This is a genomic window from Streptomyces sp. NPDC101219, assembly GCF_044767675.1.
GTDB lineage: Bacteria > Actinomycetota > Actinomycetes > Streptomycetales > Streptomycetaceae > Streptomyces.
In genome coordinates this window covers 336062-348341 of sequence record NZ_JBIWOK010000008.1, presented here as the reverse complement: position 1 = coordinate 348341, position 12280 = coordinate 336062, and the positions used below count along the sequence as shown (strand labels likewise).

The 12280-nt window shown below is 75.7% G+C and carries 7 protein-coding genes, 1 tRNA gene and 1 other RNA gene; 3 read left to right on the top strand and 6 right to left on the bottom strand.

All coding sequences use genetic code 11. The features are described 5' to 3' along the window. Positions 1-361 precede the first annotated feature (361 nt). The 3 genes from purD to ffs all read right to left on the bottom strand — a co-directional run bounded on the left by purD (position 362) and on the right by ffs (position 4217). Positions 362-1681: a phosphoribosylamine--glycine ligase gene (gene purD / locus ACIRPP_RS18820; RefSeq protein WP_403643812.1), complete on the bottom strand. Its 1320-nt coding sequence runs from the start codon at positions 1679-1681 to the stop codon at positions 362-364. A 98-nt stretch (positions 1682-1779) separates the two neighbouring features. Then, positions 1780-4059, bottom strand: coding sequence for a DNA polymerase III subunit gamma and tau (locus tag ACIRPP_RS18815; RefSeq protein WP_403643810.1), 2280 nt, complete (start codon positions 4057-4059; stop codon positions 1780-1782). Between the two features lie 59 nt (positions 4060-4118). Beyond that, an RNA gene (gene ffs, locus ACIRPP_RS18810) (signal recognition particle sRNA small type) lies at positions 4119-4217 on the bottom strand. Between the two features lie 72 nt (positions 4218-4289). Between ffs and ACIRPP_RS18805 the strand changes: the two genes are divergently transcribed. The 3 genes from ACIRPP_RS18805 (at position 4290) to ACIRPP_RS18795 (ending at position 7375) form a co-directional block, all read left to right on the top strand. After that, positions 4290-4377 (top strand) — tRNA-Ser (locus ACIRPP_RS18805). A gap of 348 nt (positions 4378-4725) precedes the next feature. After that, positions 4726-6450 (top strand): SpoIIE family protein phosphatase, encoded by a 1725-nt coding sequence (locus tag ACIRPP_RS18800; protein WP_403643807.1) that lies wholly within the window; start codon positions 4726-4728, stop codon positions 6448-6450. Positions 6451-6514: 64 nt separating this feature from the next. Next, positions 6515-7375: a DUF72 domain-containing protein gene (locus ACIRPP_RS18795; RefSeq protein WP_403643804.1), complete on the top strand. Its 861-nt coding sequence runs from the start codon at positions 6515-6517 to the stop codon at positions 7373-7375. Here ACIRPP_RS18795 and ACIRPP_RS18790 read toward each other — a convergent pair. From ACIRPP_RS18790 to ACIRPP_RS18780, 3 genes are all read right to left on the bottom strand, one after another. After that, positions 7365-9305, bottom strand: a complete 1941-nt coding sequence (locus ACIRPP_RS18790; RefSeq protein WP_403643801.1) for a copper resistance protein CopC — start codon at positions 9303-9305, stop codon at positions 7365-7367. The genes ACIRPP_RS18795 and ACIRPP_RS18790 overlap by 11 nt on opposite strands. A gap of 225 nt (positions 9306-9530) precedes the next feature. Continuing rightward, positions 9531-10136, bottom strand: a complete 606-nt coding sequence (locus ACIRPP_RS18785; RefSeq protein ID WP_403643798.1) for a GNAT family N-acetyltransferase — start codon at positions 10134-10136, stop codon at positions 9531-9533. Beyond that, positions 10129-12267, bottom strand: a complete 2139-nt coding sequence (locus ACIRPP_RS18780) for a penicillin acylase family protein (protein ID WP_403643984.1) — start codon at positions 12265-12267, stop codon at positions 10129-10131. The genes ACIRPP_RS18785 and ACIRPP_RS18780 overlap by 8 nt, the downstream gene beginning before the upstream one ends. Positions 12268-12280: the final 13 nt, after the last annotated feature.

Here is a 12280-nt window from a genome sequence, read left to right as displayed (position 1 = left end):
TGGCACATCGCTCACTCGATGGAATGGCTTTGGGCAAAGGTGGCTGACGACGGCGCGGATCAGGCCCCCGCTCCTGAGACGGATGCGAGGCCTGCCGGGTTGTGCGGGTGGCCGGAAGAGGCGCAGGTACGGCGGGGCGGGCGGAGCCTTCCGGCCACGGGGGCGGTGCGGACGGCCGGAGCCTTCCGGCCACCGGGTCCGGTGCAGGATCCGTGCCGGGTGCGCCGGGTGTGACCGGCGTGACCGGCGTGACCGGCGTGACCGGCGTGACCGGCGTGACCGGCGTGACCGGCGTGACCGGCGTGACCGGCATGCCGAGGATTCCGGGGGCGTCGCCGGGGGCGCGCCCCGGCCGGCGTCCTTACGTCGTGGTCCGCGAGGCCGCCTCGGCGGCCGCCCGGGCCGCGACCTGCGCCGTGCGCACCGCGTCCACGGCCTGGGCCGCCTTCGCCGCGATGTCGGTGCGGTGCAGGCTCCCGTCGAGCCGGATGCGCCCCACCGCCCGGTAGGCGCGGTCGCGGGCCTCCGCGAGGTCCTTGCCGGTGGCCGTGACCGACAGGACGCGCCCGCCGGCGCTGACGACCGCGCCGCCCTCGCTGCGCGTCCCGGCGTGCAGCACGTACGCCTCCGGGGCGTCCTGGGCGGCGACCTCGTCGAGGCCGGTGATCGGGTCACCGGTGCGCGGGGTGCCGGGGTAGTTGTGCGAGGCGACGACGACGGTGACCGCGGCCTCGTCGCTCCAGCGCAGCGGCTCCAGGTCGGCGAGCCCGCCGGTGGCCGCGGCCATCAGCACCCCGGACAGCGGGGTCTTCAGCCGGGCCAGGACGACCTGCGTCTCCGGGTCGCCGAAGCGGGCGTTGAACTCGATCACGCGGACCCCGCGCGAGGTGATGGCGAGACCGGCGTAGAGCAGGCCGGAGAAGGGGGTGCCGCGGCGCCGCAGCTCGTCCACGGTCGGCTGGAGAACCGTCTCCATGACCTCGTCGACCAGCTTCGGGTCGGCCCACGGCAGCGGCGAGTAGGCGCCCATGCCCCCGGTGTTGGGGCCCTCGTCGCCGTCCAGGGCCCGCTTGAAGTCCTGGGCGGGCTGGAGCGGCACGACGGTCTCGCCGTCGGTGATCGCGAAGAGGGAGACCTCGGGGCCGTCGAGGTACTCCTCGATGACGACGCGGTCGCACGACCCGGCGTGCCCGGCGGCCAGTTCGAGGTCGTCGGTGACGACGACGCCCTTGCCCGCGGCGAGCCCGTCGTCCTTGACGACGTACGGGGCTCCGAACGCGTCGAGGGCGGCGCTCGCCTCCTCGGGGGTGACGCAGACGTACGACCGGGCGGTGGGCACTCCCGCCGCCGCCATCACGTCCTTGGCGAAGGCCTTGGAGCCCTCCAGCTGCGCGGCCTCCCGGGAGGGGCCGAAGACGGGGATGCCCGCGGCCCGCACGGCGTCGCAGACGCCGGCCACGAGGGGCGCCTCCGGGCCGACCACCACGAGGTCCGCGCCGAGGCGCGCGGCCAGGGCGGAGACGGCCGCGCCGTCCAGGGCGTCGACCTGGTGCAGCTCGGCGACCTCGGCGATACCGGCGTTGCCCGGGGCACAGTGCAGCGCGGTGACGGCGGGGTCGAGGGACAGGGAGCGGCACAGGGCGTGTTCGCGGGCGCCGCTGCCGATGACGAGGACCTTCACGGGATCAGCCTAACGGCAGAACGCGGGTGCCCTTTGTGCGGGCTTCCGAGGAAGCGCACGGCACACGTTCGTAGCTTCCTCCAGCCGCGGGCCTCCGGTCAGTCGTTGCTGAACTCCTCGACCACGGTGGCACCCAGCTCACGGACGATCAGTTCCTGCCCGGAGAGGGCGGATTCGTCCAGGTCGGGGTCGTCGTCCTCGGGGATGTCGTCCTCGGGCGAGACCGGGGGCGGCGGTTCCGGGGCGGCGGGGCGGGGTGCGGGGGCCGGGGCCGCGTAGCCGGACGTGGGGGCGGCCGGGGCGGCGGCGGACTGCACGGGCCCGCCCCCGGACCCGGCGGGACCGGACGGCCGGCCCGCGGGCGGACGCGGGGCGCCCCCGCCGCCGTGGCCCGCGCCGGGGCCGGCACCCGGGCCGGGGCCACCGGTGCCGCCGCCGCTGCGCCCGCCGGAGGGGCCGGACGGGGCGGGGGCCGCCCCACCGCCGCCGGAGGGGTCGACGACGGCCTCGATCTTCCACTGGACCCCGAACTGCTCGCCCAGCGCCTGGCGCAGCACGTCCTCGCTGCCGCTGCTGAGGAAGTTGTCGCGGGCGCCCGCGTTGACGAAGCCGATCTGCAGTGTGGTGCCGTCGAAGCCGGTCACCTGGGCGTTCTGGCTGAGCAGGATCCAGGTGAACCGGCGGCGGTTCTTGACCGCTTCCAGGATGTTCGGCCAGAGCACGCGCGGGTCGAGCCCGCCGCCGCCCGACGGCGTCGGAGCCGGGTCCGCCGGCGGGCCGGCGGGGGCAGCGGGAGCGGGGGCGGGCGGGGAGGCCGGGGCCGCGGGCGGCCGGGCCGCGCCCGTCGGCGCGGCCGTGGGCCAGCCGCCCGGACGGCGGCCGCCGGAACCGGCGGAGGCGGCGGTGGGCCAGGCGCCGGGCGCGTCGGCACCCCCCTGGGGGGCGGCCGGGGGCTGCGCCGCCGGCGCGGGAGTGGGAGCCGCGGCCGGTGCGGGGGCCGCGGGGGCCTGCTGAGCCGCCTGCGGCGCGGGAGCCGCCGGGGCCGCGGGCTGTTCGGCGGCGCCCGGGCCGCGCACCGCCGCGCGGGCGGCGGCCGGACCCCCGCCGGGCGGAACGGCCGCCCCGGCCGGCGGGGCCTGCACTGCGCCGCCGTGGGCCTCGGGCCCCGGCACGTATCCCATGGGGGGCATCCCGGCGGCGCCGCCGCCGGCCGAGGACTGCACGCCCCGCTCGATCCGGTCGAGGCGGGCCATGACCGACCGCTCGTCGCCGTACGCGGCGGGAAGCAGCACGCGCGCGCAGATCAGTTCGAGCTGGAGGCGGGGCGAGGCGGCGCCGCGCATCTCGCTGAGCCCCTCGTTGACGAGGTCGGCGGCACGGCTCAGCTCGGCGGCGCCGAAGGTGCCGGCCTGGGCCTGCATCCGCTCCAGGACGTCGGCGGGGGCGTCGATGAGTCCCTTGTCGGCGGCGTCGGGCACGGCGGCGAGGATCACCAGGTCCCGCAGCCTCTCCAGCAGGTCGGTGACGAAGCGCCGCGGGTCGTTGCCGCCCTCGATCACGCGGTCCACGACCTCGAAGGCCGCCGCCCCGTCACCGGTGGCGAAGGCCTCCACGACGGAGTCGAGGAGCGAACCGTCGGTGTAGCCGAGCAGGGAGGTGGCCATGGCATACGTCACACCGTCCTCGCCGGCGCCCGCGAGGAGCTGGTCCATGACGGACATGGAGTCCCGCACGGACCCCGCGCCCGCCCGCACGACGAGCGGCAGCACACCGTCCTCGACCGCGATGCCCTCCCGGCCGCACACCTCACCGAGGTAGTCGCGGAGCGTGCCCGGCGGCACGAGCCGGAACGGGTAGTGGTGGGTCCGCGACCGGATGGTCCCGATGACCTTCTCCGGCTCGGTGGTGGCGAAGATGAACTTGAGGTGCTCCGGCGGCTCCTCCACCACCTTCAGCAGGGCGTTGAAGCCCTGCGGGGAGACCATGTGGGCCTCGTCGATGATGTAGATCTTGTACCGGCTGTGGGCGGGCCCGAAGAACGCCTTCTCCCGCAGGTCACGGGCGTCGTCCACACCACCGTGGGAGGCGGCGTCGATCTCGATCACGTCGATGGAGCCGGGCCCGTTGCGGGCGAGGTCCTGACACGACTGGCACTGACCGCACGGCGTCGGCGTCGGCCCCTGCTCGCAGTTCAGGCACCGGGCGAGGATCCGGGCGCTGGTCGTCTTGCCGCATCCGCGCGGGCCGCTGAACAGGTACGCGTGATTGACCCGGTTGTTCCGCAGCGCCTGCTGCAACGGGTCGGTGACATGCTCCTGCCCGATGACCTCGGCGAACGACTCCGGGCGATAGCGGCGGTACAGCGCGAGAGACGACACGCCTACGAGGTTATAGGCGCCCACCGACATCCGGCCCCGCCCGCCCGACCGGCCCCGCACACGCAAGCGCCCCCCACGCACCCGCCAGAGCCGACCTACCCTTGCTGCCTTCCGGCCCTGGGGGAGTTCAGTCAGATAGCGCCGCGTGAGGGGCTGCGCAAAGGCTACCCCATCCCGGGGCCGGGGAACGAGTTCGCGAGCACGCCTCCGGGTCATGTAATGTTTCCGGCGGAGGATTCGCCTAGAGGCCTAGGGCGCACGCTTGGAAAGCGTGTTGGGGGCAACCCCTCACGAGTTCGAATCTCGTATCCTCCGCCAGTGCCTCACCGGGCACGATGTCGAAGGGCCCCACCGTTCGCGGTGGGGCCCTTCGACGTTGTGCCCTTCGACGTTGTCCTGACGCGTTGTCCGGCGCGCCACTCGTATCCGGACGTTGGTCCGGCTCGCGGTCCGGTGTCTCCGCGAAGGCCCTCTCCCGGACTCCCCCCCGGATGTCTCCCGGACTCCCCCGCGCGCTCCCTCCCGCCCCCACTCCACCAACTAGTGACCCGGATCGCTGCCGACCCTCCCCGCATCGGGGGAATAGGGAGAAGGAAGGCGCGCACCCGGCGTGTGCGCGTGTGACCGTGCCGTGGGGGACGTGCCCGCTGCCAGGAAGGCGAGGAAATGGTGGGACAGGAGAGGACGCAGGCCGAGCAGGAGCCGTCCGCGACAGTGGCCCTCCCCCATCTCGTGCCGGGGCTGGAGGCGATCGGGACGGGGGCCTACGTCGCGGACGAGCTGGGGTGCATCGTCGCCGTGAACAGCCACGCCGAACTGCTGCTGGGCCGCTCCGCCGCGGAGCTCGTCGGGCAGGACGCCCATGACCTGCTGCACCGCGGGCCCCAGGGCCAGCCCCTGCTGACGACGCAATGCGCGATGCGGCAGTCCTTCCACAGCGGGACACCGGCGCAGGGCCGCAACGAGCACTTCGAGCGGGGCGACGGTTCTCTGATGCGCGTCTCGTGGGTGCTCACGCCGTACGCGCTCGGGGACACCGGTTCCGGCACGCTCGTCGTCTTCCACCCGCCGGGGCCGGCGGAGGACGCGGACGAGGGCGGGGAGCGGAGCGCCGAGACGCTCTCCGACTTCGAGCGCCTCGCCCTGCTCGCGGAGACCACGACCCAGCTGACGTCCACCCTGGACGTCGACGAGGCGCTGCGCCGGCTGATGGGGCTGGTGCTGCCGCGGCTGGCGGACTGGGCCGTCGTCGACCTGATCACCGAGCGGGACGAGGTGTGGCGCACCGTGGTGGTGCAGGCGGACGGGGACGCCCTGGTGCGTCACGAGGAGCTGGAGGGGCCGATGCCTCCGGTGCCGGAGGAGTCGGTGATGCCCCTGTCGAGGGCGCTGCGCGGGATCGCCTCCGCGCTGGCCGGGGCCGAGACCTACCGGGGCACCGAGCCGGACTCCGGGATCATGGTCGAGCAGCGGCGCCTGTTCGAGACGGCCGGCATCCACTCCGCGGTCATGGCCCCGCTGCGCAGCACCCGGGCCGTCCTGGGCGCCCTCACCCTCGGCCGGGTCAAGCGGGACGCCTTCACCGCCGCCGACCTGCCCCTGCTGGAGGACATCGCCCGCCGGGCCGGTCTCGCCCTGGACAACGCGCGTCTCTACCAGCGCCAGCGCAAGGTCGCCGAGACGATGCAGAACCACCTGCTGCCCCACCTGCCGCAGGTGCCCGGCCTCCAGCTGACCGTGCGCTATCTGCCCGCCCCGGACGCCTCCCAGGTCGGCGGGGACTGGTACGACGCGTTCAGCCTCTCGGACGGCGCGACGGCGCTCGCCATCGGCGACGTCGTCGGCCACGACCTGGAGGCGGCCGCCGGTATGGCGCAGCTGCGCAACATGCTCCGCGCCTACGGCTGGTCCCAGCAGGAACCGCCCAGCCTGGTCGTGGAGCGCCTGGACGCGGCGATCATGCCGATCACCGACGTCACCATGGCCACCCTGGTCTTCGCCCGGCTGACCGAGACCGACGACGGCCGGTGGCGGCTGACGTGGACCAACGCGGGCCATCCCCCGCCCCTCCTCGTCACCCGCGACGGCCTCGCCGAGTACCTGACCGACGGCCACGGCATCCTGCTCGGCACCGGCGTGCGCACGCCCCGCACCGACGCGACCGTGGTGCTGCCGCCGGGCAGCACGCTGCTGCTGTACACCGACGGTCTCGTGGAAGCGCCCGGTCACACCCTCGACGACGGCATGCACCGGCTGCGCCGGCACGCGGCCGCCCTCGCCCACCGCCCGCTGCCGTCCCTCACCGACCAGCTCCTGCGCCGCGTCCAGCCGCCCGGCCACGACGACGTCGCCCTGCTGGCGCTGCGCACCCCGGGACGCGACGGGCTGTAGCGGCCTGGGGCCGGTGCCGGGCTGCGGGACGTCCGTCCGCGGTGATCCGGGGTAGCCGGGCCCCATGGGCCAGATTCTCGTGGGGACGTGTTCGTGGACCGACCGGGCACTGCTGGGGAGCGGATGGTATCCGGCGGGGCGGCGCAGCGCCGAGGGGCGGTTGCGGTACTACGCGGAGCGGTTCACGGTCGTCGAGGTCGACGCGTCGTACTACGCGCTCCCCCCGGAGCGGAACAGCCGCTTATGGGTGGAACGGACGCCGGAGGGCTTCGTGTTCGACGTCAAGGCGTTCTCGCTGCTCACCGGGCATCCGACACGCAGCGCGGTGATGCCGCCCGGGCTGCCGCCGGACGGGCGGGATCCACGGGTGCTGGACGAGGTGTGGGCGCGGTTCGCCGAGGGGATCGCGCCGTTGCGGCGGGGCGGGCGGCTGGGCTCCGTGCTGTTCCAGTTCCCGCCGTGGGTGCGGGCGGGGGCGCGCGGCGAGGCGTTCGTGTCGGAGTGCGTGGAGCGGGCGCGGGGGTGGCCGGTGGCCGTGGAGTTCCGGCATCCGTCGTGGTGGGAGGAGGAGCGCGCGGACCGGACGTCGGCGCTGCTCACGCGGTGCGGGGCGGCGGCCGTGGGCGTCGACATGGCGCAGTCGCTGCCGTCGTCGATCCCGCCGGTCGCGCCCGTGACCTCGCCGCGGCTGTCCGTGGTGCGCTTCCACGGGCGCAGCACCGCCTGGGGGAGAGGGAGCAAGGAGGACCGGTTCCGGCACGTGTACGGGGAGGGCGAACTCGCCGGGTGGGTGCCGCGGTTGCGGCGCCTCGCCGGGCGGGCCGAGCAGGTGCACGTGCTGTTCAACAACTGCTGCGGGGACGCGGCCGTGCGGGCGGCGCAGGACATGCTCCGGCTGCTCGGCGCGGCACCCGTCAGCGGGTGATCCGGATCCGCCGGGTCTCGGTCACCTGGTCCACCTCCGACACCCGCACGGTGATCTTCATGGTCCAGGTGCCCTCCAGCGGGAGGACGAGGTCACTGGTGGCCCAGTAGCCGCCGCGGTCGGTGAGGCGTGCGTCGATGGGACCGATGTCCTTCTCCTCGAGGGTGAAGGACAGGCGCACCTCCGGGACGATCGCCAGAGCTCCGGAGGGGCCGAAGGTGACCGCCTGGACGCCGTTCTCGCCCACCCGGCCGGGGTCCAGGGTGAGCTGCACCGTGCCGTTGCCGCCGGGGACGCCGATGTCGTAGGGGACGGTGACGGCCGTCGCCGCCGGGAGTCCGGCCACCTGGGGCTCACCTGCCGCCGCGGCCTCGGCCTGCGCGCGGGCGGGGAGGGTGCTGGTCAGGACCGTGGTGACGAGCAGGACGACGACGGCCACGGCGACCTCGACGAGGACCGACAGGCGCAGGGCGCGCCGGTGCAGGTCCTCGGGGGAGTCCGGGGCACCAGGGGAGTCCGGGGCGTCCGTGTATTCCGGCGCTTCCGGAGACTGCGGGGACTCCGGCTCGTCGGGGGTGCCCGGGCCGTCGGCGGGAGCCGGGCTCTCCGGGTCGCAGTCCGCCGCGGTCCCGGTCGCGCGGGCGGTGTCCGGGCCGCTCGGGGACGCTGCCGCGGGCAGGGCAGGGCCACCCGCTCCGCCCGCGGTCACCAGCTCCGACACGCGGTCCGGGACGGTCACCGCCTCCTCCGCCGGGGCCTGCGCCCGCGCCAGGCGGCCCGTCCAGCGGCGCGACAGCGCGGCGGCCGCCAGCAGCACGGCCACGCCGGCCAGCTTCACGGTCAGGATCTTCCCGTACGGGGTGCCGGTGAGCGCGTCCCAGGAGCCGAGACCGCGCCAGGACTGGTAGACGCCGGTGACGGCGAGGACGACCACCGAGAGGAAGGCCAGGCGGGAGAAGCGGGTGACGGTCGCGGTGGGCGGCGGGGCCGTCGCGCGGAACAGGGTGACGAGGAGGGCCACCAGACCGCCGAGCCAGCACGCCGTCGCCAGCAGGTGCACGACGGACGACGTCATCGCCACGGGCACCTGGATCCCGGCGGAGGCGTGCTCGGCCGCCGCCCAGGTCAGGGCGAGCCCGACGGACAGGGCGCCGCCCACGACGAGGTGCGCGGCGGGGGTGCGGCCGGGTTCCCGGCGCCGGGCGAGCCGGAGCAGGACGAAGCCGGCCACCAGGGTGAGGGCGAGCCGGGCCAGCAGGGCGATGCCGGGGCGGCCGCTGAGCGCACGGCTGACGGCGGCGGTGTCGAAGACGCCGGACGGCGGCGCAGCCGACTCGAACGGCGCCCGCAGGACCAGCAGCACCAGGGTGGAGACGAGGAGCGTCCACCAGCCGGTGAGCAGCGGCAGCCGCAGCGGGACGGTGTCCGTCGGACGGCACAGCGCCACGAACGCCGCCGCGCCGACGAGCAGGACGGCGGCGACGTACGCGAGGTAGCGGGCGGTGTTGTACAGGCTGGCGGTGACCGGGTGCTCGCCCGGGTCGGTGGGGGCCGCGGGCGGGGTGGGCGAGGGCTCGCCGATGGAGAAGGTGAAGGCGCCGGAGGCCGGGTGGCTGTCGGCGGAGATCACCCGCCAGGCGATCGTGTACGTGCCGTCGGCCAGCTTGTCCGGCAGGTCGACCAGGGCGGTGTCGGACCTGCCGTCCGCGTGCCGGGGTTCCTCGACGTGCACGCGGCGGTTGTCGGGCCCGTAGACGCGGAAGGAGTCGTCCATGAGGGCGACGGACTCCGTGAAGGTGAGGGTGACCTGGTCGGGCACCGTTTCGACGACGCTGCCGTCCTCCGGGTCGGAGCCGCGCAGGGCGGCGTGCGCGCCGGCCGGGGACGCGCTGCCGAGGAGGAGCAGGATGAGGGCGCCTCCCAGCAGCATCAGCGCCCTCAGCCGCCGGGCACCGGAGCCTCCCGCCCGGGCACCGGGAACGGTCCGGTTCCTCCCGTCGCCCACCGACTCACTGCGCCGTCGCTCCACGTCGTACCGCCTCCCGGCCTTCCGGCTCCGGAGTAGGTACGGATGGCGGGCCCGGTCTGCTCACCGGGCGCCGCACCGCCGCCGGTGCAGGGCCGGCCCCGGGACGAAGGAGGGAGGCCGCCGGGGTCACCGGCCGGCCGCCGCCTCGCGCGTGAGGAAGGCCAGTTGGGCCTTCTTCTCCGGCAGGTACACGTCGGGCAGGTCGATCTCCGGGAGGACGACCGTCGGTCCCTGCACGAACCCCTGCCTGCGGAAACGGGCGATCGCCTTCGTGTTGGCCACGTCCGGGTCGACCACCACGCGGGTGCGGCCGAGCCCCTCCAGCACGTACCCGGCGACGGCGGTGAGCAGGGCGGCGGTCCAGCCGGGGGTGCCCGGGCCTTCGGCGGGGGCGAGCAGCAGGTGGACGCCGATGTCGCCGGGTGCGACGGGGTAGCACTCGCCGACCCGGTCGGCGCCGGGTTCGTAGGTCTGGAGCAGGGCGGCCGGGACGCCGTCCTTGAGGACGAGGTACGCGTGGTGGGTGTCGAGGGTGTCCATGTGGGCGTAGATCCCGGCGATCTGGTCCTCGGTGAGGCCGTTCATGCCCCAGAAGGAGGCGCGTTCCCCGCTCACCCAGCGGTGCAGCAGCGGCGCGTCGGCGGCCGGGTCCAGCGGCAGGACCCGGACCGGGCCGAAGCCCTCGACGGCCTGTTCGTGGACGGCCGGGCGGGCGGCGTAGGGGTCAGACATCGGTCTCCTTGTGCATCCGGGCCCAGTCGGTGACGACCGGGACGAGGTCTCCGGCGGCCCAGAGGGGCTGCTGGTCGCGGTGGTGGGGTGAGCCGGGGACGCCGGACGCGCCGAGCGGCACCACCCAGCGGCTGTCCTCGCGGCGGGCCAGGTCCCAGACGTAGCGGGCGGCCGGCCCGCGCGCGGCGAGGTCGGTGAGGCCGGGCACCGGGGAGGTGCACAGGACGCAGTCGTGGTCGCCGGACAGTCCGGGCTCGTCCGCGGGCTGCTCGGGCGGCAGCGCCCGCCAGGGGGCGAGGCGGTGGGTGTCGCCCCAGGTGCCGGCGGGCGGCCGGGCGGCCACCTCCTCCAGTGCGGCGCGGGCGGCGGCCGGGCGGTCGATGCCGAACAGGTCGTCGGTGGTGAGGAGATGTTCCAGGGCGTGACCGACGCGCGGCACCAGGGCGAGCCAGGGCAGGAACACCTCCGGGTAGGCGGGCGGCGTGGTCAGCGGGGCGAGGGCGGGCTCCGCCGCGAGCCGCCGGACGAGTGCGCCCCGCACGGCGGCGAAGGCCGCCGCGTCGGCGCTGTCGGCGTCCATGCGGCGGTCCCAGCGCAGGAGCCGGTCGCGCAGGGCGGCGGCCGGGGCGCCGAGCGGCTCCCCGGAGCCGTCACCGTCGCCGTCACCGGGGAGCGTGGCGAGGAGGTCCAGGACGGGGGCGGCGGAGGCGAGGTGGGTGTCCATGTGGATCGCGGGCATGCCGTCGGCCGACCACTGCCGCCGTCCGGCCAGCAGGGCGGTGATGCGGTCGGCGCGGTGCGGCGGGGCGAACTCGACGCCGAGCGGGGCGGACGGGCCGCGCTGGTTGGCCATCACGGCGACGCCGTCGGTGAGTCCGGCACGTGGCGGCTCGTGCCACCCCTGCCACGCGTACCCGGGCTCCCAGGCGGGCACCGGCCCGAGCCGGTTGGCCGCGGCCCGCACCGGGACCCGGCCGGCCACCCGGTGCAGGGTGCCGCCCTCGGTGTCGGCGGCCTGCAGCACGTTGACCGGCTCGGCCCACCGGTCGGCGGCCCGGTCCACATCGGCGACCCTGCGGGCCCGCAGCAGGGGCAGCAGGGCGGAGAAGCCCAGGTCACCGGTGACCCGGGGCGGGTGGCGCAGGGCGAGGGCGACCGGGGGCGTGCCGGAGGCGGTGCCGCCGTCCTCCAGGCCCTCGGGGCCGCCGATGACGACCGGGCCGCGGTCGGTCTCGATCACCTCGACGGTCACCGGTTCCCCGCCCGCCACCTCGACGGACTCGGTGTGCCGGGCCGCCCGGTGCCAGGCCCCGTCCGGGCCGAGCGCCTCGACGCCCGCGCCGGTGCGCCGCAGCCGTTCGCGGTAGAGGTCCTGGTAGTCGGCCATGGCGTTGGTGATGGCCCAGGCGACGGTGCCGGTGTGGCCGAAGTGGGCGATGCCGGGGACGCCGGGCACGGCGAGGCCGACGACGTCGAACTCCGGGCAGGACAGGTGGATCTGCTGGTAGACGCCGGGGTCCTCGATGAAGCGGTGCGGGTCGCCGGCGATGACCGCCTGCCCGGTGACGGTGCGGTCCCCGGAGACGAGCCAGCCGTTGCTGCCGGAGGTGCCGGGGCCGTCGGCGGCGAACAGGCCGACGGCGTCCGGGCCGAGGTGTTCGGCGACGTGCGCGCGCCACAGCTTGGCGGGGAAACCGGCGAACAGGATGTGGGTGGCGAGCCAGATGCCGAGCGGGGTCCACGGCTCCCAGCGGCCGGGGACGAGTCCCACCCGGGCGAACTCGGGGGCGGCGCCGTCCCGTCCGGTGCCCCCCGGGGCGGCCAGGCCCTCGTTGACGCCGTCCACGTAGGCGCGCACCCAGTCCGCCGTCTCCGGGTCCTGCCGTTCCAGGGCGGTGAAGCAGCGCCGGGCCGTGTCGGCCAGCCGGGCCCTGCGGGCCAGCCGGTCCCAGGGCAGCGCCTCCGGGCCGAGGAAGGACGCCGAGGTGCCCTGGGCCCGGTGCCGTTCGACCTCCAGTTGCCAGGCCCGGTCGCGGGCGGTCACGCGGCCCTGCAGACGGGCGAGTTGCCGCACGCCGTCGGCGCGCAGGTGCGGGATGCCCCAGGCGTCTCGAAAGATCTCGCCGGCCACTGTGCCCCTCATT

Coding starts and splice junctions, on each gene's coding strand:
- ACIRPP_RS18800 (WP_403643807.1), top strand. CDS start 4,726: ATGGTGGGACAGGAGAGGACGCAGGCCGAGCAGGAGCCGTCCGCGACA.
- ACIRPP_RS18795 (WP_403643804.1), top strand. CDS start 6,515: ATGGGCCAGATTCTCGTGGGGACGTGTTCGTGGACCGACCGGGCACTG.
- ACIRPP_RS18790 (WP_403643801.1), bottom strand. CDS start 9,305: ATGCTGCTGGGAGGCGCCCTCATCCTGCTCCTCCTCGGCAGCGCGTCC.
- ACIRPP_RS18785 (WP_403643798.1), bottom strand. CDS start 10,136: ATGTCTGACCCCTACGCCGCCCGCCCGGCCGTCCACGAACAGGCCGTC.